Below are 26,200 nucleotides of genomic sequence, written 5' to 3' on the forward strand. Positions count from 1 at the left end.
AATGATTAGAATTGCAATTGATGCAATGGGCGGGGACTTCGGTCCCGAACCGATTGTTAAAGGGACACTTGAAGCACTCAAAGAAAAGAGTTTTCAACCAATTCTAGTTGGTAAAAAAGATGAGATTTTATCTTTATTACCTAAGGGCTATAAAGATAAAATTTTAATTGTCGAAGCGGATGATGTCATTGATATGGGTGACGCGGCTACTGATGCGCTCAAGCGCAAAGAGAGCTCCATCTACAAAGCGATAGAACTTGTCCGTGAAGGGCAAGCTGACGGCGTTGTCAGCGCCGGGCACAGCGGTGCCACGATGAGTCTTGCTACGCTTCGCCTTGGTCGGTTAAAGCATGTTCTTCGTCCTGCCCTAGTAACTTCAATGCCTACTAAAAGCGGAAAACGGAGTATCCTGATGGATGCCGGTGCCAATGTCGACTGTAAAGCGGAGCACCTTTTTCAATTTGGAATCATGGGATATTACTATGCCCAGGATATGTTCAAACTAAGTGATCCACGCGTAGGTCTGCTCGCCAACGGTGAAGAAGATTCCAAAGGGAATGAAGTCACGAAAGAGGCCTTCAAAATGCTCGAAGGGCAAAAAGGGTTTATCGGTAATGTTGAAGGTAACAATATCTTTGACGGCAGTTGTGATGTTATCGTATGTGACGGCTTTATCGGTAATTTGGTTCTCAAAGCATCCGAGGGGGTTGCATCAACGATCAGTTTTTTCATAAAACAATACATCCGAAAATCACCTATCGCGATCACCGGTGCGCTGCTTATGCGTAAAGTCTTCAAACTTTTGAAAAAAGAGATTGATTACGCTGAAATCGGGGGAGCACCCTTAATTGGTATCAAAGGGTGTGCCATCGTCAGTCACGGTAAAAGCAATCCAAAAGCAATTAAAAATGCGATTTTTCAAGCTATCCGGTACGTTAATACCGGAGTTAACGAGCATATTGAAAACCGTCTCGAAGAGCTTAAAAAATAAACTTCGATCCCTTATAAAGGCTAACTATGTACGCTGCGTTTCGTTCCATCGGAGCTTATGTTCCTTCTAAAATCCTCACCAATGCCGAGCTGGAAACACTCGTAGATACAAGCGATGAGTGGATTACCAAGCGCACAGGGATCAAAGAACGTCATATTGCTGCTGCGGATGAAACCACCAGTGATATGGGGGTAAAAGCTTCAGAACTTGCCATTAAGCGCTCCGGTCTTGCCAAAGAAGATATTGATATGCTTATCTGCGCAACCATCTCACCCGACTATTTTTGTATGCCCTCTACCGCTACGATTATTGCTACGAAACTCGGTTTAAACAAAATCACCGCATTTGACGTCTCCGCTGCGTGCACCGGATTTGTCTATGCCCTGAGTGTTGCCAAAGCCTTTATTGAGTCGGGAATGAAAAAAAATATCCTTATCGTCGGGGCGGAAAGACTCAGTACCATTACCGATTATACCGATCGCGGTACTTGTATCCTCTTCGGTGACGGGGCAGGTGCTGCCATTATCAGTGCTACGGAAGATAAATCCGAAGCGATCATTGATATCCATACCGGTTCGGATGGTTCCTATGCTGATTTGCTGATGACACCCAATGGCGGAAGCGGTTCAGCCCACGATGAACTTGACCGCGAGAGCGCAGGGTGCTTTATGCGGATGAAAGGGAATGAAACGTTTAAAGTGGCCGTACGCACCCTCACTAATGATGTGGTCGAAATTTTGGAACAAAATAATATTCCCTCTTCCGCCATTACCCATTTCGTCCCCCATCAAGCAAACTACCGCATTATCAAAGCGGTGGGGGATGCACTTGATCTCAAAGAAGAACAGGTTGTTTTAACGGTCGAAAAATACGGTAATACCTCCGGTGCATCGATTCCGATGGCCATTAACGACATCTATGAATCGGGAAGATTGCAACAAGGTGATTTAATGCTTCTGGATGCATTCGGCGGCGGTTTAACGTGGGGAAGTGCCCTCGTACCGTTCGCAGGATCGGGACGCTAAAATCCCCTTTATTTAACTCTCGTTACAATAGCAGACTTATTTAAAGGTTTGCTATGCTTTTTTCCAATCCCCTTATTTATATCGAAATCCACACCAGCGAAATTCCCTGGCTAAAAATTTTTACGCATGCACCCCATAAAGAATTTTCGCAGTGTTCGCGTGAAGAGAAAGAAATTATTTGGGAATGTTTAGACATTATCGAAAAACAGATGTTGCTCTACTTCAAGCCGGATAAAATCAATATTGCCTCATTTGGGAATATGTTACCGCGCGTTCATTGGCATATAATGGCACGATTTGAAAATGACAGCTATTTTCCCGAACCAATGTGGGGGTTAAAACAAAGAGAAGGAAGAAGAGAAACAGCTCCGATGGAGCCGTTTATAGAGGAGTTACGAGTTAAATTAGCTTCTAGGCTTGCTACTACTCGTTGAGCGATTACCGCCGCTAAAACTACGTGAACGATCTCCACGATCGCTTCCGCCGCGTTCTCCGCCTCCGCTACGATCATTACTGCCTCGGTATCCACCTCCACCGCTTCGGTTTCCACCACTGCGGTTACGGTTAAATCCACCGCTGCGTTGACCGCCGCGATCGTGTCGGTTTGCCAAATTGCTGAGAATTTTTTCTAAACGTTCTGCTGCGATACCGATATTATTCGGCCCTTGAACTGTGTTGCGTTCCATCAATACAGAAATCAATTTGTACGCAATTTGCTCTTGGTCATAATCTTGCTTCAACAAATCAAGTACCTTATGGGCTTCATCATACACATGCTGTTTTTCGATTTCGTTAACCAAACGGCTGACTTGAGCCTCTTTAACATCCAATTTACTTGGAATATACGCGTGTTCCATTGTTGTACCGACTTTGGCACGGATACGCTGAAGTTCTTTAAACTCCAATGGAGTTACCAGGGTAATCGCTACCCCTTTTTTACCCGCACGTCCTGTACGTCCGATACGGTGGACATAACTTTCCGGGTCAAACGGAATATGGTAGTTGAAAACGTGAGTAACATCATCAATATGCAATCCGCGCGCCGCAACGTCTGTCGCGATCAATACATCAACTGCATCCGTTTTAAGCCCTTTGATAACACTTTCGCGCTGACGTTGTTCCATGTCGCCATGAAGCCCTTTTGCCGAATATCCAGCTGCAGAGAGAACATTAGAGAGACGATCAACCTCTTTTTTAGTTCGGCAGAAGACAACCGTTTTTTTCGCATCTTCCGCATCCATCAAACGGATAATTGCATCATCGCGTTCCGATTCTTCAATCACATAATATTGCTGTGTGATGTCGGTATTGGTCGTTTCCGATTTGGTAATCGACGCAAAAAATGGATTAACCAAAATACGCTCTGCCAATTGTTTGATCGGAGCCGGCATCGTCGCAGAAAACAAAAGAGTTTGACGCTCTGTCGGCAAATAGCTGAAAATCTCATTGATATCGTCCAAAAAGCCCATATCGAGCATTTCGTCCGCTTCGTCTAAAATAACCGTTGACGGAGTGAATCCTTTGAGCATATTACGGCTCAACATATCAAGCAAACGTCCCGGAGTGGCAATGATCACTTGCGCACCGCGCTCGATCAAATCCATTTGACGGTTGTACGATGATCCGCCGTAAATCGTTACGGTACGTACACCCAAGTGCTTACCGTACTTGAAAATTTCGTCACTGACCTGGTTGGCCAATTCACGCGTTGGGGTAATAATGAGGGTTTCGATCCCCCCTTTTAAATGCATTTTATTCAGTGCAGGAAGACCGAAAGCAGCTGTTTTACCGGTACCGGTATGTGCTTGTCCTACAACGTCACGTCCTTCCATAATAACAGGAATAACCATTTGTTGAATCGGGCTTGGTGTTTTAAAACCGGCATAATTGATACTTTGCATGATCTCTTTTCTGAGACCGAAAGATTCAAATGTTACCAAGTTTTCGTCTGTGATTGCTTCTTCTATTACGTTCATAATTTACCTTTGTATATACGCCACCGGAAAACCTATTTCCGGCCAGTTACGCTTGCCCACTCATGGGGGAGAGAAATTTTATGAGGATAAGTTGGATTCTCATCCGCGAGGGCACCTTTGAAAAAGATTTACCAATCTCTTTAGAAGGTACCCAAAATTCAAACGGAATTATAGCTGAATTTTTTATAAAATAGACTGACAACTGCACTTTACCTAAAGATAAAGATAACCTTTAGTTTCAAATCGTTTCTATTTTGTCTGATTTTTTTAAACTTTTAGAACTATACTTCCAAAAAATCGATAGTACATTCAAGGAGTCAAATTATGTTCAATGTGAAAATGGAAAAAGAGTGCGGCTGTTTCAAACGAAGCGGGATGAAAAGTATCAAAACGTTTGATAACAAAGACGATGCAATGATCGAAGCCAAAGATTGGACCGAAGAGATGAATGAAACATTCTGCAAAAAACACAATTTTTCAATCGTTGAAGAGGGGAATGATCTCATTATCAAAGTTGAGATGAATTAAGGGGCACAGCCCCTTACAATTTTAGATTTAATTTTTTAATCACCATCTTCTTCGACCAAATCGGATCTTTCAAATCCAATAATTCCCGTACTTCATCATTTACCAATCGATACGAAACGACGATCGTTGCTCCATCCGAACCTGCAACCAAAGGTATTGCAAAGGTTTTTGAGCCAAATGCCGGGATCGCAACGCTGCTCACCGTTTTTTCCGCCAAATGGGGAATGGTCGGTTTACCCCTCTTGCTTAAAAATTTTGAGGTTAGCGAAAGGGCTTCGGTTTTGATCACCTTCCCACCGCTCACATACTGTGCTTCAATCAAAATTTCGCGTGAGCCGAATCCGCTTGGCAAAGCATGAGGTTGAGGATTGGTAAGGGTCACGTCAAGCGTACGCGTCCCTTTGCGTACATCCACGTTTAATGCCCCCTGCCACATCCCCTCCGTATGTGCCCCGATAAAGCCATGCGAACGGATTAACCGTTTATGCTGCTGCCCCTTGGCATCGCGCAGTGTCGCGGCAACCCCCTCTTTACGCGGTCCCATATGACAATCGACACACTGCTTTCCCCCTGTTTTGAATTCGGCCTGCATGTTCGTAAAACGGTGCCCTTCCTCCGACGTATCGTTGGCATGGCAGACAAAACAGAGCTGATTGGGATTGGTATCCATAAAATCACGTTGTTCGACTTTATGATACGGCGACTTGGCATCGGCATAAGGGCCACTCATAATACCCGATTTCATCCAACTGACACGATGGATACCCCGTTTGCTATCCGGAAGCGTATCGTGAATTTGATCAATATTATGACAAACCACACAATTGATCCCTTCCGAAATTCCATCACTTTTAAGAGCCTGGGTAGCGGCTGAATCTTTATCGAGTTTTAATGCGGCAATCGCTTCGTATTCGCTGTTGGTAGAAGTTACCGATATGCGGGGATTATGACACGCGGCGCACTCAATTTTGACGCTATTGAGCGATTTTCGATTGTTTTTACGGGCGACATAATCAATCGTTTTTTGGAAATATTCATCATTCTCATAATGCGACTTCGCGTGCCACGACTCTTCCCATTGCTTTACAATATGGCTGTGACAGGCCTTGCATTTACCCGAATCTTTAAACTTATCTCCAACCTGAACCGCATTCGCAGCATAAAGGTTCAAGCCTACAAGTGTTAACAGCCATACGAAACGCATTGGTACTCCTTATCGATGATTATCTAACCAAACCATTAACCCTTTTTGTGCATGCAGACGGTTTTCTGCCTCTTCGAAAATAACACTCTGCTCTCCATCAAGAACCGCTTCGCTGACTTCAACCCCGCGATAGGCCGGAAGGCAGTGCAAAAAGATTGCATCTTCACGCGCCAGTGCCATCAATGCTTCATCAACGATATACCCGTTAAACGCTTGGATACGGAGTGCTTTTTCGTCTTCCTGCCCCATAGAGATCCACGTGTCCGTCGTAACAACATTAGCCCCGACAACCGCTTCTTTGGGTTCATGGGTAAAGGTGATTTTAGCACCGCTTTGTTCCGCAAAAGCAAGGGCATCGGCGATTACCGCAGGATCACACTCATACCCTTTTGGTGTCGCAACACGGAGTTCAAATCCGAGTTTAGAGGCGAGCATTAACCATGAATGGGTCATGTTATTACCGTCACCGACATAGGCGACAATCGGATTTTTATCTTTGCCGCACTCCATCATCGTCATATAATCGGCCAAGAGCTGTACCGGATGATAGGTATCACTCAGTCCGTTGATCACAGGAACTTTCGAATGAAGAGCAAACTCTTCAAGCATCGCTTGCTCATAGGTTCGGATCATGACCATATCGCACATTGAAGAGATCACACGTGCCGTATCTTTAACCGGTTCGCCCCGTCCGAGATGGATATCACGGTTTGAGAGAAACAATGCATGACCGCCGAGCTGATACATCCCCACTTCAAAACTGACACGGGTACGGGTAGAACTCTTTTCAAAAATCATTGCCAGTGTTTGGTTCGCCAAACGGGGTTTGAATTCTTTGGCTTTGATCTCTTTTTTAATTTTTAATCCAAGATCCAAAATTTCTAAGATCTCTTCTTTCGAATAATCTTTCAACGTTAAAAAGTGTCTCACGGTGTTCCTTCGATACAAAAAACAATCATATCATAAAAAAAATTCATTAACAATTCTGCCTCAGCATTCAAATCACGCGAGCAATGCGGCTACTTCCTTGGCATGGTAACTGATGATGATATCGGCACCGGCACGCTTAAATCCGATCATTGTTTCCATCATGACACGGTTATAATCAATGAGTCCTGCCGCTCCGGCGTGTTTGAGCATCGCGTATTCGCCGCTGACGTTGTAGACCGCGAGGGGAAGGGATGAGGCTTCGCGAATGTCGCGGATAATATCCAGATACGCCAATGCCGGTTTTACCATCAAGATATCGGCTCCCTGAGCTTCATCCGCCAAGCTCTCACGAATTGCTTCGCGTCGGTTAGCCGGATCCATCTGATAGGTTGAACGGTCTCCAAAGCTCGGTACCGATTCGGCGACATCCCGAAACGGCCCGTAATAACCGCTCGCAAATTTGGTCGAATAACTCATAATCGGCAAATTGACGTATCCGCCGCCATCAAGGGCATCACGCAACGTCGTAATAATCCCGTCCATCATTCCCGAAGGTGCAATCAAATCAGCCCCTGCACGGGCATGCACCAAGGCCTGCTGTGCCGAAATTCCGAGAGTTAGATCGTTATCCACTGTTTCATGGACATGATCCAGAATACCGCAATGCCCGTGATCAGTGTATTCGCAGAAACAAAGGTCTGTCACCACGAACATTTTCGGATAGGCGCGCTTAATAGCACGAACTGCCGTCGCAATGATCCCGTGATCGCACAGCGCATCCGAACCGACCGAATCTTTCACTTCGGGGATACCAAAGAGAATAATCGAACGAATTCCGATCGATTGAAGCAATTCACACTCTTTTAAAATCTCATCCAGACTCATCTGATAAACACCCGGCATCGAAGATACTTCGGTTTTTATCCCCTCTCCCGGTCTCACAAACAGCGGATAAATGAAATCGTTCACGCTCACGTGGGTTTCACGGACCAATGAACGCAGTTGGGAATTGAGGCGGGTGCGGCGAAAACGCTCCATAAATGTGACTCCAGTTGCAAAATAGTAGATGGATTGTATCGCCACTTAGTTTAATAATCCATTTTTTAGAAACACCGATTATAATGGCAGTAATGAAAACACAAACACCACTTTTTGAAAAATCATCCATTGCCAATCTCCCCAGTAAATACGGCCATTTTAAAATCCGTGTCTATAAAGAGGGGATTCAAGAACATTTGGCCATCTTTACCGAACATTTTGAGCTTCAAGAATCTCCTCTGGTTCGGATCCACTCAGAGTGTCTTACCGGCGATACTTTCGGCAGTATTAAATGTGATTGCAACAATCAGTTGCACAAAGCCCTCAAACTGATCGCACAGGAGGGGGGGTTGGTCATTTACCATCGTCAGGAAGGGCGTAATATCGGCCTTCTCAATAAAATCAATGCCTACTGCCTTCAAGATCAAGGACGCAATACGATTGAAGCCAACGTTGAGCTTGGATTTGCTCCCGATCAACGTACCTATGACGTCGTAGGTGAAATATTTTCCGATTTCGGTCTTATAAAAATCCGTCTTCTGACCAACAACCCCGCCAAAGTGAATGTCGTAGAGGGGTTAAACGTCGAAATTACCGAACGCGTCCCTGTAATTATCGATCCGAATCCTCATAATGAGGGATATCTGCGCGTCAAAAAAGAACAAATGGGGCATGACCTATGAGCCATCTGGAACAACTTTTATCACAGCATAACGTCACCGTTCCGGAAGATTTCGGTAAAAAAATTCAACAGTACAAAACACTGCTTGAAAAATGGAATAAAATCCACAACCTCACCGGAGCAAAGACCCTCCAACAAATCGATCAGTTTATCATTGATGCGGTAATGCCCGTCACTTTTCTCCCTCCCGTCAGAAAAGCGATGGATATCGGAACGGGTGCAGGATTTCCGGGGATGATTTTGGCGATTGCCATGCCGCAAACGCATTTTACCCTTGTCGAACCTCTCTCCAAGCGAGCCAGCTTTTTACAGTTCGTAAAAGCCGATTTGGGACTCAAAAACGTCGAAGTCAAAGCACTCAGAGCAGAACAGCTCCCCAGTGAGCCTTATGATCTCATCACTTCGCGCGCTGTTACCGATACCGAAATGCTCTTAAAACTTTCAAAACCATTTTGTGCCGAAGGGACCCTTTTGCTCTTTTACAAAGGGGAAAAAGTGTATGATGAAATCGATGAAACACTTGATTATAAAATTATTGAAGCAGAAAAACGCCATTATTTGCTTATAAAGAGATAACCATGTTAAAAATATTACTATTGATCGGAGTGTTGGTCGGTGCTTATTTTCTTTTTTTCAAGAAAAAAAAGCTCACCCCGCCCTCTTCGGATAATTCACAAGAGGAAGCGATGATACCCTGTGCAAAATGCGATACCTACGTACAAGTCAAAGAAGCATTGATGCGTGATGGCAAATACTATTGTTCACGCGAATGTCTGGAGGCTTAGTCCATGTTGTTATTCGGTCACCCTTACGTCCCCTCTGCACCGTTTTACCATATTGATGCGATCGAAGCGATCCGGCATACTCCGGCCAACTCCGTCGTAGCCCTCTTTTTTACCCCTGAAAATCTCGATATCATCGAGCATCTTCGCCAAAACGGCATCCGCTTTGCACTTCATATCGAAACACCGACCGATGCTGTTATCGGGGAAAACTTGGGGGCATCTTACTTTATTGTTCTCCCCAAACACGGTGAAGCGATCCAAAAAGTAGCGGAGCATTACCTCTTTGATGCAAAAGTATTAGGATACCTTGAGAAGACGGACGATCTAGAAGATTTGATCGAGATGCGGTTGGATGGCGCAATTTTTGCCGATAATCTTATTAAGATTTCTTCGTAGGTTATTCATCTAACCACTCTCGTTTTAACTCTTTATCCAAGCACGCTAATATCTCGTATCCGATCGTCCCGACAGCGCGGGCATACTCGTTAGCATTATCAAAAATCATCAATTGATCCGTATCACATGCGAAACTCGCACTGTCCATCGAGATACGTCCTCGCAATGCTTTCCCCTCAGGGGTTACATAACGGTTGGAGGCGAGCCTGTCCAATCCGTTCGCATACCCCAGGTCATACGTGCTGACGACCTCATCGACAGTGGCCTCGTAAATACCGTTGTAACCGACACGCTCTCCGGCTTTTAGAATCCGTGTAGAAATTTTGTCTCCCCAAAGAGAGAGGACACTTTTAAATTCGGGCTGGGGCAGACTGACATCCATTTCCAAACATCCGTACAAGGCAATCCCCACCCGTACCATATCATCGCAACACACCGACGAGCGAAACGTTCCGGCAGAATTCGAGATATGGAAACGTAAGGACCATCCGTATTTTTGTGCTAACACAGAGGCTTTTAGTTTGACGCTCTCAAATGTTTGTCGTTGCCAAAACCATTCAGAGCTAAGGGTATCGGCACTGCGAAAATGGCTCATCACACCGATGCAGATTAATCCGTATTTCGCCATTCTCGCGAACGCCTCTTCGATGTGTTCGGGAGCAATCCCGTTTCGATGCATCCCCGTATCCACTTTAAGCTCAACGCGCGCTCCATTCGGATATCTGGAAATCTCTTCTAGCGAATTGATCGCATAACTGAATTTTGGATGTACCTGTACGGGTTTTTGTCCCAATATCAGGACATTCTCAAAGAATTTTTCAATTTCTTCAGCTTCCCGTTCCAGCCGCACCACCGCCTGCCGGACTCCGTATGCAGATGCCGCTTCGGCAATCATCCGGGCACCATGCCCGTACGCGTTATCTTTTAAAACAACCGCAATTTTATCTTTTCCACCGATTTGGTGTGCGATAATGTCAAGATTATGAATCAATGCCTCACGGCTAAGTTTTATCAATGCCATTGTTATTTTCCTATTTGAACGCCAAAAGAATACATCCCTTTGGCTACGCTAGCCGCTAAGACGCTAAAGCTTGCTCCATTCGGAGCAGAATGTTAAAATTATAGTACAAGGTCAATTAATGCGTTATTTCCCTGCCGAATTTGAACCCCAAAGTTTTGTCCAACTCATTTTCCCTCATCCGCAAAGTGATTGGGCCCCTTATCTCGAAGAGGCACGCGGATGTTTTGTCAACATCGCTACCGCCATCGCCCGTTATCAACCCTGTCTCATCGTGTGTGATGATATCGATGTCGTAAAAAGCTATTTTGCCTCTCATGAGAATCTGATTTTTGTAGCGTACCAAAGTAACGACACCTGGGCACGCGATTGCAGTGCACTCAGCGTAATTGACGAGGATGAAGATGAGCCGTTTCTGCTTGACTTTACTTTCACCGGCTGGGGGGGGAAATTTGACGCCACGCGCGATAATGCAATGAGCGGTGCACTTGCTGAAATCTACGGTGCTCCGATGCAGAAGATTGATCTCATTTTAGAAGGGGGAGGAGTAGAGAGCAATGGGGCCGGAATGCTTCTCACAACGGCCGAATGTCTCCTCAATCCCAACCGCAATCCCCATTTGGATAAAAAAGGGATGGAAAAAGAACTCAAAAAGCACTTCGGTGTGGAACAAATATTATGGCTAAATCATGGCTATCTTGCAGGAGACGACACCGACAGCCACATCGATACCCTCGCCCGTTTTATTGATACCGACACCATTATGTATGTCAAATGCGACGATCAAAACGATGAGCATTACGATGCCCTGAAAAAAATGGAAGAAGAACTTCAAGCGCTGCGCGATACAGACGGAGAGCCTTTCAACCTGATTGCTTTACCAATGACGCAACCCCACTATTATGACGATGAACGGCTTCCCGCTACCTATGCCAATTTTTTGATCATCAACGGTGCTCTCTTATTACCGGTTTATAACGATCCGCACGACAGTGAAGCGATCGAAATATGTAAAAAAGCGTTTCATGGACGTGATATCATCCCGATCGACTGCTCCGTCCTCATCCGCCAGCACGGATCGCTCCACTGCGTCACAATGCAGTTTCCTGAAGAGGTCGGATTACGGGTGGAATAAAATAGAAAAACCCGTATAGAGAAAATAGCCCGAAGCGGCTAATAATAAGAGGGTTACGATTATTTGTTTTGCATTTAATTTCATAAAAGGAATTATACCGACTTAACACTATTGTAACACTTCTTTCCTACAATTCTTCATATTTGCTTAAGGATATAAAGTATGAAGAAATTTACCCTCCTTTCACTGGCGGCCACGCTTGCGCTTGCCACTGAACCCGTCACGATCCAAAAAATCACGGTTGAAGCCGATGGCGGAAAATCAGATGCCAAAAACGTCTCGGCCGATGAGATGGTCAAATTCTCCCGCCAAAGCGATTTGGGAGAAATGCTCTCAGGAGCTCTTCCCGAAATCACCCATGTCCGTAACAGCGGCGTCGGCAACGATATCATCCTTCGCGGATTCCGTAAAGACAATATCAACGTCACCATAGATGATGCGAAAGTGTGCGGTGCCTGCCCCAACCGAATGGATCCACCGGCGATGCACGTATCTTCGAGCCAAATTGCGGCAGTAGAAGTCCAAGAAGGTCCGTTTGACGTTACCCAATTCGGCAGCCTCGGCGGTAAAATCAATGTCGTGACCAAAGACCCCGAAAAGGGACTTCACGGTGAAGTTTCCGCGACTCTGGGAAGCTTTGATTACCGTAAACTCTCCACGACTTTAGAGGGGGGGAACGATACCGTTCAAGCCCTGGTCGGATTCAGTCGTGAAACAAGTGGTCAGTATAAAGACGGTGAAGGGCGGACACTGGTTGAGCAGACAGAGCTTTTAGCCAAATCTCCGGCACAAGAGTACGATGCAGCTTACCGAGATGCAAACGCTTATGATCGAAACAATTTCTGGGCCAAAGTCGTCGGTAAGATCGGCGACAATCAAAAATTAACCCTCAGTTATTTCGGCGACCGTGCCGATGATATCCTTTATCCGCGCTATCCGATGGATGCACAAGTCGATGATACCGATATGCTCAAAGCAACATACCAACTCTTTAATCTCTCTGATTATTCCGATGAACTCAAAGTCGAAGCGTATCACTCCAAAGTTAAACATGTTATGGGAACCAATTTTAGAAATTGGGATATGCCGATGATGTTTACGAGTGGTGGAACAACCTATACTACGACTATGGCAACTCCAACGGTGGCTCCGGTCGAAGCTACTATGCAAGGTGCTTCGATTGAAAACACGCTCAATGTCAATAATGTTAAGGTATCGGTTGGTTTGGATGGAAGTATCCGTAATTGGAACGGCACAAAAACTATGGATGTGGCTTCGTTAGTTACAACGCCGGGTGGAACTATGAATCCTCCAGCCGTTACTTCCGTCCTTCTCCCCGATGTCGATACAAAAAATATTGCCCTTTACGCAAAAGCATCAAAATCAATCGAGAAATACGATTTGAGCGGTGGGGTTCGATACGATGACACCACCATCGATGCGGATCAAACATTAATGGCAACGGTTAAAGACAAAGAGTATAACAATATCAGTGCCAATCTGATGGCCAAATATAACTACACCCCAATGACCAATGTCTTTATCGGTATCGGTCAATCCGTACGGGTACCCGATGCAAAAGAACTCTACTGGCCGACATCGGCAAAAGATACAACGGGGGCCACGATCTCTATCCCGCATGACAATCTGAACGAAACAATCAATCGTGAGATCGATATGGGAGCCGAACATACTGCCGGAAATTTCCATATCAAAGGGACGGCATTTTACAGTGACTTGAAAGATTTCATCTATCAGTATAAAAATCAAACCGTTACCACAACATCAGGGGTTCAAACCCTTTCACCCTGGGCCAATATCGATGCTCGTATCATCGGATTCGATCTTCAAGCCGATTATCTTCTAAACACCGAGTGGAGAGTTGAATCAGGTATGGCGTATCAAAAAGGGACCAAAAAAGATGTTGCTCAACTGGATGCTTTAGCAACATTGCCTCAAACCGATAAAGATTTGGCAGAGATCCCTCCGCTCAAAGGACGTGTTGCATTGGTATTTGATGATGCCATCAATTATGCTATGGCCGAATGGATTGGTGCACGTTTCCAAACTATCGACAGCGATAACGGCGAAAAAGAGGTGGCGGGATACGCTATTTTAAACCTCAAATACGGTCACGACTTTAAAAATGGGTTTTCGCTTATGGCCGGAATCAACAACTTCTTCAACCGTACCTATGCGGTCAATAATAGCTATATCGGGAATGAGTTGATTACGGGTGCCAGTCTTACCGATCCTCTTGTCCTCAACGAGCCGGGCCGAAACTTCTACACGACGGTAAGTTATAAATTCTAATCAAAACCTTTCTGTTATTTCCCGCTTTTGCGGGAACCTATGCTCGATTTTCAAAAAACCATCCAAAACCAAACATCAATCCCGGCGTTTTGGCTTTGGTTTCATCCATCGCAAATGCTTTTGCCTCACTTACAGGAATCTCGACTACTTCAATCATCTCAGCTTCTACCCCGCCGCCGTCATTCACTCGCATGGACTCATCCACACGGCCAAAATAAAGGGTCTGTACCGATCCTGCAAACCCTACAGCAGTATAGAAGGATGTTATACGCTCTAGCCGCTCAATAGGAATGTTGTATCCGCACTCTTCAAGTATCTCTTCGTGGGCAATCTCTACGAGTGTTTTATCTTTATCCACGATTCCGGCACACAGCTCATACGTATAACCATCCCCGTTTTTCAGATAAACAGGAGGACGAAATTGCCGGACAACAATGAGTGTTTCATGCTCTTCGTGGTACAAAAGGATCGCTACACTGTCGTGAACTTCCACCATATCCCATATTTTGGAAATGCCCTTTTGGAAATAGTGCATCCGTTTCGGTTTCACAAAAGCCGAATTTTCACAGGGTACGATAGTAACATCTGTAATCATTGATATTCTTTAAAAAGGTTTAGGTTTAAACGTTGTGCTATCAACGTAATAAGTTTCATGAAAATCAAAATAAGGTCTTCGAACCGGTTTGTTTTTAAGTGCCTGTTTGAATTTTTTATCTATTTTATCACGAATTGCAAGAAACGCTTTACGCTCTTTACCGCTGAACCCTTCGGTTTTTTTCTTCATGACACTCAGAGGATCAATAACCGTACTTCCCCGGTACATTCCAAAATGGAGATGCGGACCGGATGAAAGCCCTGATGAACCGACATAGCCGATGATCTCTCCTTGTTTTACTTTTGAACCCGAATGGATCCCTTTTTTAAACGATTTTTGATGCGCATAAAGGCTGGTCAATCCGTTCTCATGCCGTATCTTGATTGTTTTTCCATATCCTGTCGAATATCCGGCAAAACTGACACGTCCATCACCCGTAGCCAAAATCGGCGTCCCGGGACGCGCTCCGAAATCAACTCCCAAGTGGGCACGGTAACGGTGAAGTACCGGATGATAACGGCTTTTCGTAAAACGTGAGGTTATACGGGCATTTCGCATCGGGAGCTTAAACAAAAACGTCTCATATTGCCCTCCCTTTTCATCATAAAACCGTCCATCGGTATGTCGGTAAATCGCTACGCGCTTTCCGTTAATTTCTACCATAGCACCATGCACTTCCGGCATTGAAAACGGTTTCCCGAGACGATATTTCTGGGTATAGACCATAATAATCGGAGCACCCGGCTGCAATCCTTTTCGAAAATCAACTTTTCCTTTAAACATTTTGACAAATACTGAAGCTAAATTTTTAGAACCGGTTGTTTTGAGTATGTCATCATAAGGAAGGGTTTGAATCGGAACATAAAGGGTCTCCGTATACTCTTCACTGATGATTGGAGTCACTTTCATTTCATAACGTTTTTTAGGAGTGAGGTAAATCTGCAATTGAAGTTCATCATTCACAGGGATCAGAATTTGACGAATAAAATTTTTGTTATCCACAATCATCTGACAATTGGCACTGAAGGGGATATCTTCGGTAAGTTTCTGATCCTCTTTATCGAGGTTATAATAGACGGTAAGCGGGAGCTTTTTTCTCTCTAAAAAGGTGAGAAAACTTTCACCGTCTTTCCATTTAAACGGTTTTACAGAGCCACCGAAAAGGAGAAGGGGCAATAACAATAATGCAAACAAACGGCCCATTCTCATCCTTGATCAAAATAAAAAAGATTTAAATCATAGCAAAAATTCCATTTACAAAGATGTGATAAGCTATAATCGCTATTAATTACTTTACCCAAAGGTTACCATGATGCGCATCTGGCTTACTACTCTTATCGCGTGTGGCGTCTTAAACGCTTCATCCATTACTGCACCACTACTCGAGGTTGAGAAGAACCGAGCAACGATTGTAGCCGAAAATTTACGTGAAGGAATGAGCGGTTTTATTATTCGTCAATTTGACGCTGCTCACAGCACTATTATTGCTAATGCACGCGTCGAAAAAACAAATGCTGCCAATGGACGTGCCATTTTGAAACTCAGCGAATACGACGGTCTTCGTCAAAACTCACTCCCAAGCGGTAACTGGGTCCCAAAAATATCGGATATGGCCGTCTTAGCTTCCGATTATGAACGCGCCCTCTTAATCGCTCCGAACGAAGATGCCTACGACGCAATTACCAAAAGTATCTCCGGTATCGAATGGATTCACCCCGATAACTACGCCAGCTATCTCTCCTATGAAGGGCACCCTACCCCCCTCGTCGAAGACTTCAAACGTTACTGCACCGCCAATTCGGTAGGATTGCTCTATATCCAAAGCGCCCAAACCCTTTTTACCCTTGATTGCAAAAGCTTTACACTTCTCCAGAGCACCCCTTCTTTGCATGCTTCTGAGAAAGAGCAAACCCCCTTCTATACCCGCATTCCAACGATCCGTGCGGCATGGTGGGGTGAGGGAAGTTCACGCTTGGAGAGTTATGATCCGTATTACCTCGACGTTATTGCTTTAAACAATGCACAAAACAAAGAACTATATGAGCTCTACAAAGCGAAATTTAGCGATAAAAGCGCACTATTACGCCATTTTCAAATCAAGGAGTAATCTATGCTTAGCACTTCTGCCTTAGATTTTTTCACCTCTCTGCTAGGTAAAGAGAATGTTTACAGCGACAAAGCCCATCTGATTGCCTACAGTTACGACGCGACACGCGAGCATTTTGAGCCCGAAGCTGTCCTTTTCCCACGCCATGAACAAGATGTCAGTGATATCCTGAAATACTGCAATGAGCACCGTATCGTTATTGTCCCGCGCGGAGCCGGAAGCGGATTTACCGGAGGAGCCCTTCCCTCATCCGGCGGGATCGTGTTGGCCTTTGAAAAACATATGAATAAGATCCTCGAGATCGATATGCAAAACATGGTTGCTATCGTTCAGCCGGGAGTCGTCAATATGGAGCTGCAAAAAGCGGTGGAAGAGGTAGGTCTTTTCTACCCTCCCGATCCGGCAAGTCAGGAGTATTCGACCATCGGTGGGAATGTCAACGAAAACGCCGGCGGCATGCGCGCAGCCAAATACGGTATTACCAAAGACTACGTTATGGCGATCCGGGCGGTGCTTCCTAACGGGGACATCATCAAAGCGGGAAAACGGACCATCAAAGACGTTGCCGGATATAACATTGCAGGGATTTTGATCGCCTCAGAGGGGACACTCGCCGTTACCACCGAAGTGACCCTTAAACTCCTGTCAAAACCTAAAATGACCAAAACGGCGATGGGTATTTTCCCAACCGTTCATGCAGCGATGGAAGCCGTTTATAAAACGATGGCGAGTGGTGTCACTCCGGTCGCCATGGAGTTTTTAGACAATCTCACGATCCGTGCCGTGGAACAAGTCTATCATAAAGGTCTTCCCGTGGAAGCTGGAGCCATTTTGGTCACCGATGTCGATGGAAATCTCGAAGAAGACCTCGATTTTCAACTCGGACTGGTTGAAAAAGTATTCCGTGAAAATGGATGCAGTGAATTCAAAATTGCGAAAGATAAGCAAGAAGCCTCTGATTTATGGTTTGCCCGCAGAAATGCCAGCCAATCGCTCTCAGTGTACGGTTCCAAAAAAATCAACGAAGACGTTACCGTTCCCCGTTCCGCACTCCCTGAACTGCTGGAACGTTTTTATGCGATTGCCCAAAAATACAATATTAACATCCCCTGTTTTGGACATACAGGCGATGGAAACGTCCATACCAACGTAATGGTCGACGGCAAAGATCCTGAACAGGTGAAAATCGGCTACGAAGCAATCCGTGAAGTGTTCCAAGCGACGATTGATTTGGGTGGAACCCTCAGCGGCGAACACGGTATCGGCTTGGCAAAAGCTCCCTACATGTCAATGGCATTCACTCCAGAAGAGATGGCGCTGTTTCAATCGATCAAACGGGCATTTGATCCTAACAATATTCTCAATCCCTCAAAAATGGGTCTTGCGTAATCAATGATGATCCAAAGAGCATGGAAACATATACGTCTTTTCTTCCTTGCCCTCTTTGATCCCGATATTACCGTTTACGCTTCAAGCCTTAGTTTTTATACCATCTTTACTGTTGTACCGCTCCTTATTATTTCCATGAGTCTAATTACCAATGTTCCCATATTTGAAGATCAATACGCCAAAATTCAGATTTTTATCTTTGAGAATATTATGCCGGTACAAACGGCCGCAATTGCCGAATATCTCGAATCTTTTTTCCAAAATTCAGTACAACTTGGAATCATCGGTTTTATAACGATGATTATCTCCTCCATGCTCTTTTTCCAAAATTTTGAATACATCGCCGAAAAAATTTTCAAAGCGCCTCAGAGAAAAATCTGGGAAGCGATCACCACTTATTGGACCCTTATAACCCTTACGCCGATTGTCCTTATAGCTTCCATGAGTCTCAAAGCCTATATTCAAACATCGTTTGAAAGCCCCTTGATCATTGCGGCCTTCTCTATTTTCCCTTTTTTACTGTTATGGGGGATCTTTTTTATTATCTATAAAATCGCCATCAATACCGATGTCTCAACCAAAGCAGCGGCACTCAGTTCCTTTATCGTTGCGATTGTATGGGGATTGGCTAAAAACAGCTTTGTCCACTATGTCTTTTACAACAAAACCTATGCAACGATGTACGGCTCCTTCTCAGCCCTTATCTTTTTCTTTTTATGGATTTATGTTTCGTGGATCATCGTGATCTATGGAATGAAGCTATGCTATCTGATAAACCGCGCCGCCCAACGTCGCAATGCCCAGAATTCCTAACGCCCAAAACGCTGTTTTCCACCGCATGGCCCCCAATGCCAAAACAACACTCCCCAGCCCTATCCACATCGGTATGACAACCTTATGAATATCTCCCGATTCAAATAACGTTATGAGATAAGGATCAAAAAAGTCGCCCCATGGTGTCAGGTGCAGTGTTAAAACGGCAGGATAATAGAGATTAAACAAAAGGGCAAGGGGAATCGAGCCGATATGCCACCATCCGAACGTTCCGAAAATTGAAAGTGAAATGGGCAGCAGTACCAGATAACACCAGATATGAAGGGCCAAAAATATCTGCCACGGCTTCCAATGCTCATAATAACGGATAAATATGAAGATTGAGAGGACCCCAAACGACGAGAACCAAAATCCGAGTGAGAAAAAAAGCTTAGGGAAAAATGAGAGTATCAGTCCCACTGCAATCAACAAGGTCTGGATTGAAAGGATTTTTATCCCACGATCATACAGCCAATATCCCACCGCAATCATCCCAAATGCCCTCACCATCGGGGGGATAAATTCCAATGCCCATAGATAGAGAAACAAAATGCCCACTATGATAAAAAAGAGATCCCGATTGCCATGACGATAAGGGAAGTAACGATTTTGAAGCCACCGGTAGGGACGACGGAGAAAAAAGTAAGCGATCAGTGAAATAATACCGTAGTGATAGCCGCTGATAGAGAGGATATGACTGAGCCCCATTGCCCCGACCAATATCTGAAACTCTTGGGACATGGGGGTAGCGACAAAAAGTGCCCCGTAAAGCTCTTTCATCCATTGATCTTCATGCGTTGATGCGATACGACGATACCACTGCTCTTTGAGGCTCAGCTGCGGATAAACTTCATAAATTATCCCGCGTGCATGAAAGCCTTTTATATAGTCTAAAAAAGTAACCTTTGCCACCTGAAGTTCAACCAACACCTCACGTCCGCGTAAATCACGTAGATAAGGACTCATCGCGCATCGCACATGTGCACCGTTCACAAGCCGAAGTTTCATAGAAGTCTTAGGCTTATCATTGATGAGACGCACCTCTTGATCGATTACCTCAGCACGTACGAGGGGATCGTCAAAGGTTTTGAGTTCGGTAAATTTATAGTATTCATAGGAAAGAGAGAGTGAGAGGATAAAAAAAAGAAACAGAACAAAAAGGGAGCCGCTTTTGAAATCGAAGAGATCAACGCGTTCGAGCTTAGACATAAAATTCCCCTCCCCGTCATCCTCGGGCTTGACCCGGGGATCCAGCTGGATTCCCGCCTTCGCAGGAATGACAAAATTATATTATCGGCATCGAAACGTTCTGAACACCTTCATCGATATTCATCGTCGCACTTTTCATATCGATACTTTCATACACAATCTGCGCCGCACCAAACGTCGGACGATCGACGAATCGGGTGAATTTCTTCTGGAACATCAGCTTCACATGTCCCGTTGGACCGTTACGCTGTTTTCCGATGATGATCTCCGCCTCCTCTTCCTCTTTTTCAACGTATTTGGAGATAAACTCTTTTCCGGCAGAAATTGCCTCTTTTTCCCGCTCTTTCTCCTCTTTATAGAGATAAACATCGTTACGGTAGACGAAAAGAATGATATCGGCATCTTGCTCGATCGAACCCGATTCACGGATATCACTGAGCATCGGGCGTTTATCGGCGCGCGATTCGAGACCGCGGTTAAGCTGAGAGAGAGCAACGATAGGGATCCCCAACTCACGGGCCAACATCTTCAGTCCCCGTGAAATCTCACTGACTTCAAGGTGACGATCTTTTCCCCCCGTACCGTTCATGATCTGGAGATAGTCGATGACCGCTACTTCGATCTCAGGATGACGGCTTTTGAGCTTGCGCAGTTTGGACCTGAGCTGATGAATATTGACAGAGCCGTGATCGTCTACAAACAGTTTAGAGCGGCGCATCTTGTCAACCGCATCATTAAGCTGTTTATACTCCTGCGGATTCATATCTCCGACACGGAGACGCTGAAGCTGAATCGAGGTTTGTACACTGAGCAATCTCAGCATCAACTGCTCTGCCGGCATCTCCAGCGAGAAAAAAGCAACCCCACTCCCTTTGTCAAGGAGATTTTGAACCATATTGAGGGCAAACGAGGTTTTCCCCATTGCCGGGCGGGCGGCAATAATAACCAAATCCCCTTTCCCGAATCCTGTCGTCATTTTGTTGAGTTCCGCATATCCTGTATCCACTCCGACGAGGATGGCATCTCCGCGTGCTTTCATCTCTTCAATGTAGGCCAACGTCTCATCTGCGATTGAGGGAGCATCTTTAAAGTCGGTCGCTTGAGAACTTTGGGTAATCTCATAGAGCTTCTTCTCGACCAAATCGACAACATCGGTTCCGCTGAGTTCCTCTTCTAGCGTTACCCGCTTGATCTCGGTCGTGAGGGTAAGAAGATGGCGTTTAATCGCTTTGTCTTTAATCTCTTGGACGTATGCTTTGGTATTGGCAATCGGATTCGCGGTGAGAATATCGACCATCACCCGTTCATCAAACTTTTGCTTTGCCGTGAGCTCTTTACGGATAAACTCCTCATCGATCGGGAGATCACGATGGGCCAAGCTCAGCATAGAGCGGTAAATCTCCTGATGCGCCGAAAGATAAAAATCCTCGGGGGTTAAAACCGCATCAAAATCATCAAACTGTGAAGGGTCAAAAATGATCGAGCTTAAAACAGATCGTTCAAAAGCTAAGTTATAGAGTGATTCTTCCACAATTAATCCTCTTCCGCTTCCATTTTTTCGACCTCTTCAACAAAACGGTCAACGAGTTTATCCTCATCGAGACGGGCAACCACTTCACCGCGAACCATCACAAGACCTGAACCTTTACCGTAGGCAATAGCGACATCCGCATGTTTCGCTTCTCCGATTGCATTCACAACACACCCCATCACCGAAAGGTCAAGCGGCTTTTTAATGTGTTTCGTACGCTCTTCAATCACGGCAACCGCACTCACCAGATCAGCTTCGATCCGTCCACAAGTCGGACAGGAGATAATATTCGGTCCTTCTTTTGCGACCCCGCTGTCTTTGAGAATGGCACGCCCTACTTTGATCTCCTCTTCCAGTTCTCCGGTTATGGATACCCGCATCGTATCGCCGATCCCTTCGAGCAAGAGGGTCCCTAAGCCGATTGCACTTTTGATCGTTGCATGAAAAATCGTCCCCGCTTCGGTAACGCCCAGATGGAACGGATAGTTGTTTTTGGGGCGCAACATCCGATACGCTTCGACCGTACGCTGAACATCACTCGCTTTCAAAGAGACTTTAATATCAGTAAAACCGAGATCTTCGAGATATTTAATGTTGTACTCCGCCGAAGCGACCATTCCCTCCGCACTCTGACCGTAACGCTGTTCAAACTCTTTTTCCAAACTCCCGGCATTCACCCCGATACGGATAGGAATTGAGCGTTCCTGACATGCTTTGACGATTTCGCGAATCCTGGATTTTTCTCCGATATTTCCTGGATTAAACCGGATACAATCCACGCTCTCTGCCGCAATAAGGGCAAGCTTGTAGTTAAAATGGATATCAGCAACCAAAGGAAGGGAAATCTGCTCTTTGATTGCTTTAAGCGCATGCGCATCCTCTTCATCGGGAACCGCGACACGAACGATATCGCAGCCGGCAAAATGGAGACGGTTGATCTGCTCGACGGTTGCCGCGACATCGGCAGTGCGTGAGTAAGTCATCGACTGCACCGAGATTGGAGCATCACCGCCGATAGCGACATTTCCGACAAAAATCTGTTTAGTAGGGTAGCGTGTTATCATAGGGGAGATTGTAGCTTTTAAGATGTTAAAATAAAGTTATGACCTAATCTTATACAGATGAATTTGTTCTCCGTCATCCTCGGGCTTGACCCGGGGATCCATCCCCATAAAGCAGAGCTGGATTTACCCGCGAGGGGCACAATGCCCGCCTTCGCGGGAATGACGAAAGTTTGGTTACGTAAACTCGATCGGGTCCATATCGATCTCACACAGAGGCGATTTCACATGCTTGATAGCACGAATCAGATCGGTACTTTTATCGCTTCGCAACAGTATTTGAAAACGGTATTTATCGGCAATCTTTTCTATCGGAGAAGCTCCGGACCCAACGATCTGCACCTTCTCCATCTGCTCGATTTGCTCAACCGCCTTTTCCATGACATCTTTTGCCTTAAGAGCATTTTTATGGGCATACAGTAACCGTGCCAACTTTTTGGTAGGGGGATAACGCCCCTCTCTGATTTTCATCTCATCGATCAAAAATTTTTCATAATCGTCCAAATAGTTTCGGAAAAAAGAGGCATTAAAACTTTGGACGATCACCGTCGCATTTTGTTTCCGACCGCTCCGCCCGGCGATCTGCACCAGCAACGACAATGCCTTTTCCCGAGCTCGATAATCAGACTGGGAAAGGAGATTATCAATCCCCATCACGACGGCCAAGGTAATATCATGATAATCATGCCCTTTGGAGAGCATCTGTGTTCCGACCAGTAAATCGATCTCGCGGTTGTTAAATGCTCCGAGCACTTTGATGAGTTTGTTTTGGGTCGTAATGACATCGCGATCAAACTGCTGAACCCGCAATTTTTCACTCAGTTTTCCGAAATGTTCTACCGCCTCGGCCGTCCCCAGCCTTGCCGTGCGCAGCGCACCGCTTTGACATTTTGGACACACTTTCGGAAGTACTTCGGTGTAATTGCAGTAATGGCATTTGAGGGCACGAGAATTTTTATGCTGAGACATCCCGACACTGCAAAATGGGCACTCTACATGGTAGCCGCACGCATCACACACGGTATATTTAAAATTGGCTCGCGTAGGGATAAAAACGATCCCCTGATGGCCCGTAGCAAAATTTTCCATCACGGCGCGATCGATGCTTGAAGTCAATGCCTCAATGGAGGGTTCAAACACAAAGGTCCGTTTGGCTTCAAAATACCCTCCTCGTAATCGGAAAAACGGATATTTCACATAGCTCGCCAAACTCGGTGTCGCACTTCCGAGTATCACCGGTATTTTGAGCAGATTTCCGATATAAACCGCCATATCACGGGCATTGTAGCGGGGGCGGGAGGAAGACTTATAGCTCTCATCGTGTTCTTCATCCACAACGATCAGCCCCAAATCGTGAATCGGCAAAAACAGTGCCGACCGGGGACCGACGACAATATGCGCCGTACCCTCATAAATCTTATCCAATGTCACTTTTTTTTGCTTCGGTGTCATTTTGGAATGCCACAGTACTACCGCATCTCCAAAATGATTTTTAAAACGGGTCTCCATCTGAGGGGTAAGGGAGATTTCCGGAAGCAGCAGCAGTGCCCGTTTTCCCTCGCTAAGGATTTCATCCATCCGCCGCATATAGATTTCACTTTTTCCCGCACCCGTATCGCCGAAGAGAAGGGAGACGGGATGGGTACGGATAAAATCAAGAGCTTCACATTGAACTTCCGAGAGGATAATAGCAATTGAAGAATAAGCTAGATTCCCGCCTACGCGGGAATGACATACTCCGTCATCCCGAACTTGATTCGGAATCTCAGATTGCGGATCAAGTCCGCAATGACGTTGATATGGAACAAAAAGATTTAATGCCTCCCCCAGCGAACACCCGTAATATTCTGCTATAAACTGAGCGGTTTTGAGTTGCGTTGGCGAATATACAAAAGGGAGAACAGCACCAACCGGCTGGGTTGAAAAATCAGGTTTTTCGGTCAATTCGATGACAGCCCCGTGCAGCGAGCGGCCGGAAAGTGCAACTTCCGTCTTACTACCGATATTGAGAGGTACTTTTGATTGATATGTAAGAGGTTCGAGAGGGGAGCCCAAAAGGGCTATCGAGTAAAAATATACTGTCACTTTATCAATTGGTTAAGTCAGAGCAATAGGTTCCAGAGGTACATTTGAACGTTCCATCAGCCGAATTATAAGTAAATTCATTATTAACGTTCATTACTTTAAAAATATATTTCCCGCTCGCTAACTGCCAATGTCCATTTTTATCTTCGGACGTAATCCCATACTGTAATAGTTTATGGGTTGAATCATTTCCATCAAACAATACACCGGATGTAGCACCATGTAAAGCTGAAATATAACTGCTCTCCCCTTTTAACAAACGTGTTTGCCGTTCACTCACAATCGCCGCACGGATCGCCGCAACATCACTCCGACCTTTGGCTATCTGCGCATCATCACGAGTTGCTGCAAACTTTGGTATAGCAACAGCCGCTAAAATCCCCAATACAACGATTACAAATACCAACTCGATCATTGTAAAAGCTTTTCGTTTATAAAACAACATTTGTACCTCGTAAAACCATAGGATAGGTAGATGTATCAATCAAGCTTTGCAGTATTAAGCATTTAGGATCAGAGCTTGAACTGGTACTAATAGTAAGCGTATCTATTCCCCCGCTTGTAACTATCTCAACAACAACACATTCACTATCAGCACCGCGTGTAACGGTCATTTTTTTACTCGTAGAGACACCCGCACCCGTATCGACCAGTGTTTTCATTCCATTCGACATGAGCGTCAAATCATCCAACACCTGACCGTTTGCCGTTGCATAAGCCGCTATCTCCCCTGCTCCGCCAACAATATTTTGAGCAAGACCGGAATTAACAGCATCATCACGCGTTGCAGCCAATTTTGGTATTGCGACAGCAGCCAAAATCCCTAAAATAACAATGACAAAAACCAACTCTATCATTGTAAAAGCAGTTCGTTTCATCATTTCATCCTATTGCGCTGAATTTTACGATTGAGCCACAATCACCAAAATTCAATTCAAGAGTTAACTATGTTCCCAAGTTAAAACTTGGGAATTAGTAAAACATACAATGGTTTAGTACGTTACGCCTGATCCACCGAATGTTTTAAGACCTAAATTACCTGCTTTTGATGCCATGGTGTTAGCAGCAGAACATGCAGGGGTAGCAACACTTGCTCCACCAGAAATAGTAATAGAACTTGACGTAGATGCTGTCGTAGCAAAACACGCATCATTTGCAAGAACCACGTTTGTTGCGCTCGCGTCTGTCGCAATCGCACCTTTCGAGGTATAATACGCTCCAACATCACCAATAAATGTTGCCAAATCAGTTGCCGCCTTTGATGCTTTTGCATCATCACGCGTTGCTGCCAATTTTGGAATAGCTACTGCCGCTAAAATACCTAGAATAACAATAACAAAGATCAACTCGATCATAGTAAAACCAGAACGTTTCATGGCTTACTCCTTA

General features: G+C 45.2%; 27 protein-coding genes. 13 read left to right on the forward strand and 14 right to left on the reverse strand.

Annotation, left to right across the window (positions count from 1 at the left end; translation table 11 throughout):
* Nucleotide 1: 1 nt before the first annotated feature.
* From plsX to WB308_RS01395, 3 genes are read left to right on the forward strand one after another with little or no spacing between them, the layout of a single operon-like run.
* On the forward strand, nucleotides 2–991 hold the full coding sequence (gene plsX / locus WB308_RS01385; RefSeq protein WP_424188250.1) for a phosphate acyltransferase PlsX: 990 nt from the start codon (nucleotides 2–4) through the stop codon (nucleotides 989–991).
* A gap of 26 nt (nucleotides 992–1,017) precedes the next feature.
* Complete coding sequence (locus WB308_RS01390) at nucleotides 1,018–2,016, forward strand: beta-ketoacyl-ACP synthase III (RefSeq protein ID WP_424188252.1); 999 nt, start codon at nucleotides 1,018–1,020, stop codon at nucleotides 2,014–2,016.
* A 53-nt stretch (nucleotides 2,017–2,069) separates the two neighbouring features.
* Nucleotides 2,070–2,450: an HIT family protein gene (locus tag WB308_RS01395; protein WP_424188254.1), complete on the forward strand. Its 381-nt coding sequence runs from the start codon at nucleotides 2,070–2,072 to the stop codon at nucleotides 2,448–2,450.
* Here WB308_RS01395 and WB308_RS01400 read toward each other — a convergent pair.
* Entirely contained in the window at nucleotides 2,421–3,992 is a 1,572-nt protein-coding gene (locus WB308_RS01400; RefSeq protein ID WP_424188256.1) for a DEAD/DEAH box helicase, read from the reverse strand. The genes WB308_RS01395 and WB308_RS01400 overlap by 30 nt on opposite strands.
* A gap of 324 nt (nucleotides 3,993–4,316) precedes the next feature.
* On the opposite strand from WB308_RS01400, the gene WB308_RS01405 reads away from it, so the two are divergent.
* Entirely contained in the window at nucleotides 4,317–4,520 is a 204-nt protein-coding gene (locus tag WB308_RS01405) for a hypothetical protein (protein ID WP_424188258.1), read from the forward strand.
* Nucleotides 4,521–4,533: 13 nt separating this feature from the next.
* Here WB308_RS01405 and WB308_RS01410 read toward each other — a convergent pair whose 3' ends face one another.
* From WB308_RS01410 to hemB, 3 genes are all read right to left on the reverse strand, one after another.
* Entirely contained in the window at nucleotides 4,534–5,724 is a 1,191-nt protein-coding gene (locus WB308_RS01410; protein WP_424188260.1) for a multiheme c-type cytochrome, read from the reverse strand.
* Nucleotides 5,725–5,733: 9 nt separating this feature from the next.
* Entirely contained in the window at nucleotides 5,734–6,654 is a 921-nt protein-coding gene (argF, locus tag WB308_RS01415) for an ornithine carbamoyltransferase (RefSeq protein WP_424188262.1), read from the reverse strand.
* A 72-nt stretch (nucleotides 6,655–6,726) separates the two neighbouring features.
* On the reverse strand, nucleotides 6,727–7,692 hold the full coding sequence (gene hemB, locus WB308_RS01420; protein WP_424188264.1) for a porphobilinogen synthase: 966 nt from the start codon (nucleotides 7,690–7,692) through the stop codon (nucleotides 6,727–6,729).
* 83 nt (nucleotides 7,693–7,775) lie between these two features.
* On the opposite strand from hemB, the gene ribA reads away from it, so the two are divergent.
* The 4 genes from ribA to WB308_RS01440 are packed head-to-tail and all read left to right on the forward strand — an operon-like array spanning nucleotide 7,776 to nucleotide 9,555.
* Nucleotides 7,776–8,375 (forward strand): GTP cyclohydrolase II, encoded by a 600-nt coding sequence (gene ribA / locus WB308_RS01425; RefSeq protein WP_424188266.1) that lies wholly within the window; start codon nucleotides 7,776–7,778, stop codon nucleotides 8,373–8,375.
* On the forward strand, nucleotides 8,372–8,950 hold the full coding sequence (rsmG, locus tag WB308_RS01430; RefSeq protein WP_424188268.1) for a 16S rRNA (guanine(527)-N(7))-methyltransferase RsmG: 579 nt from the start codon (nucleotides 8,372–8,374) through the stop codon (nucleotides 8,948–8,950). Before ribA ends, rsmG begins: the two co-directional genes overlap by 4 nt.
* 2 nt (nucleotides 8,951–8,952) lie before the next feature.
* Nucleotides 8,953–9,159: a PP0621 family protein gene (locus WB308_RS01435; RefSeq protein WP_424188270.1), complete on the forward strand. Its 207-nt coding sequence runs from the start codon at nucleotides 8,953–8,955 to the stop codon at nucleotides 9,157–9,159.
* Between the two features lie 3 nt (nucleotides 9,160–9,162).
* Nucleotides 9,163–9,555, forward strand: a complete 393-nt coding sequence (locus WB308_RS01440) for a hypothetical protein (protein ID WP_424188272.1) — start codon at nucleotides 9,163–9,165, stop codon at nucleotides 9,553–9,555.
* A 1-nt stretch (nucleotide 9,556) separates the two neighbouring features.
* Here WB308_RS01440 and WB308_RS01445 read toward each other — a convergent pair whose 3' ends face one another.
* Entirely contained in the window at nucleotides 9,557–10,576 is a 1,020-nt protein-coding gene (locus WB308_RS01445; protein WP_424188274.1) for an alanine racemase, read from the reverse strand.
* A 118-nt stretch (nucleotides 10,577–10,694) separates the two neighbouring features.
* Here WB308_RS01445 and WB308_RS01450 point away from each other — a divergent pair, with 118 nt between their 5' ends.
* Both WB308_RS01450 and WB308_RS01455 read left to right on the forward strand, forming a co-directional pair.
* Nucleotides 10,695–11,708: an agmatine deiminase family protein gene (locus WB308_RS01450; RefSeq protein ID WP_424188276.1), complete on the forward strand. Its 1,014-nt coding sequence runs from the start codon at nucleotides 10,695–10,697 to the stop codon at nucleotides 11,706–11,708.
* A gap of 162 nt (nucleotides 11,709–11,870) precedes the next feature.
* Nucleotides 11,871–14,021: a TonB-dependent receptor gene (locus tag WB308_RS01455; protein ID WP_424188278.1), complete on the forward strand. Its 2,151-nt coding sequence runs from the start codon at nucleotides 11,871–11,873 to the stop codon at nucleotides 14,019–14,021.
* A 37-nt stretch (nucleotides 14,022–14,058) separates the two neighbouring features.
* Here the strand turns inward: WB308_RS01455 and WB308_RS01460 are convergent, their stop codons facing one another.
* Both WB308_RS01460 and WB308_RS01465 read right to left on the reverse strand, forming a co-directional pair.
* Nucleotides 14,059–14,616, reverse strand: coding sequence for an NUDIX domain-containing protein (locus tag WB308_RS01460; protein WP_424188280.1), 558 nt, complete (start codon nucleotides 14,614–14,616; stop codon nucleotides 14,059–14,061).
* Between the two features lie 9 nt (nucleotides 14,617–14,625).
* The gene (locus tag WB308_RS01465; protein ID WP_424188282.1) at nucleotides 14,626–15,819 is read right to left on the reverse strand and encodes a peptidoglycan DD-metalloendopeptidase family protein; all 1,194 of its coding nucleotides are present in this window, start codon (nucleotides 15,817–15,819) and stop codon (nucleotides 14,626–14,628) included.
* A gap of 109 nt (nucleotides 15,820–15,928) precedes the next feature.
* Between WB308_RS01465 and WB308_RS01470 the strand changes: the two genes are divergently transcribed.
* From WB308_RS01470 to WB308_RS01480, 3 genes are read left to right on the forward strand one after another with little or no spacing between them, the layout of a single operon-like run.
* Nucleotides 15,929–16,723, forward strand: coding sequence for a plasminogen-binding N-terminal domain-containing protein (locus tag WB308_RS01470; RefSeq protein ID WP_424188284.1), 795 nt, complete (start codon nucleotides 15,929–15,931; stop codon nucleotides 16,721–16,723).
* A gap of 3 nt (nucleotides 16,724–16,726) precedes the next feature.
* Nucleotides 16,727–18,112, forward strand: a complete 1,386-nt coding sequence (locus WB308_RS01475; protein ID WP_424188286.1) for an FAD-linked oxidase C-terminal domain-containing protein — start codon at nucleotides 16,727–16,729, stop codon at nucleotides 18,110–18,112.
* A 3-nt stretch (nucleotides 18,113–18,115) separates the two neighbouring features.
* The gene (locus WB308_RS01480) at nucleotides 18,116–18,925 is read left to right on the forward strand and encodes a YihY/virulence factor BrkB family protein (RefSeq protein WP_424188288.1); all 810 of its coding nucleotides are present in this window, start codon (nucleotides 18,116–18,118) and stop codon (nucleotides 18,923–18,925) included.
* Here the strand turns inward: WB308_RS01480 and WB308_RS01485 are convergent.
* The 7 genes from WB308_RS01485 to WB308_RS01515 form a co-directional block, all read right to left on the reverse strand.
* Nucleotides 18,872–20,134, reverse strand: a complete 1,263-nt coding sequence (locus tag WB308_RS01485; RefSeq protein ID WP_424188290.1) for a ComEC/Rec2 family competence protein — start codon at nucleotides 20,132–20,134, stop codon at nucleotides 18,872–18,874. The two genes, WB308_RS01480 and WB308_RS01485, sit on opposite strands and share 54 nt — an antisense overlap.
* 76 nt (nucleotides 20,135–20,210) lie before the next feature.
* Nucleotides 20,211–21,665, reverse strand: coding sequence for a replicative DNA helicase (locus tag WB308_RS01490; RefSeq protein WP_424188292.1), 1,455 nt, complete (start codon nucleotides 21,663–21,665; stop codon nucleotides 20,211–20,213).
* 2 nt (nucleotides 21,666–21,667) lie between these two features.
* Nucleotides 21,668–22,729, reverse strand: a complete 1,062-nt coding sequence (gene ispG, locus WB308_RS01495) for a flavodoxin-dependent (E)-4-hydroxy-3-methylbut-2-enyl-diphosphate synthase (RefSeq protein ID WP_424188294.1) — start codon at nucleotides 22,727–22,729, stop codon at nucleotides 21,668–21,670.
* 174 nt (nucleotides 22,730–22,903) lie between these two features.
* Nucleotides 22,904–24,811, reverse strand: coding sequence for a primosomal protein N' (locus WB308_RS01500; RefSeq protein WP_424188296.1), 1,908 nt, complete (start codon nucleotides 24,809–24,811; stop codon nucleotides 22,904–22,906).
* A gap of 4 nt (nucleotides 24,812–24,815) precedes the next feature.
* Nucleotides 24,816–25,226 (reverse strand): type II secretion system protein, encoded by a 411-nt coding sequence (locus tag WB308_RS01505; RefSeq protein WP_424188298.1) that lies wholly within the window; start codon nucleotides 25,224–25,226, stop codon nucleotides 24,816–24,818.
* Nucleotides 25,227–25,242: 16 nt separating this feature from the next.
* Nucleotides 25,243–25,689, reverse strand: coding sequence for a type II secretion system protein (locus WB308_RS01510; protein WP_424188300.1), 447 nt, complete (start codon nucleotides 25,687–25,689; stop codon nucleotides 25,243–25,245).
* Nucleotides 25,690–25,803: 114 nt separating this feature from the next.
* Nucleotides 25,804–26,187, reverse strand: a complete 384-nt coding sequence (locus tag WB308_RS01515) for a type II secretion system protein (protein WP_424188302.1) — start codon at nucleotides 26,185–26,187, stop codon at nucleotides 25,804–25,806.
* Nucleotides 26,188–26,200: the final 13 nt, after the last annotated feature.

Origin of the sequence: Sulfuricurvum sp. (assembly GCF_049587615.1) — a bacterium.
GTDB lineage: Bacteria > Campylobacterota > Campylobacteria > Campylobacterales > Sulfurimonadaceae > Sulfuricurvum.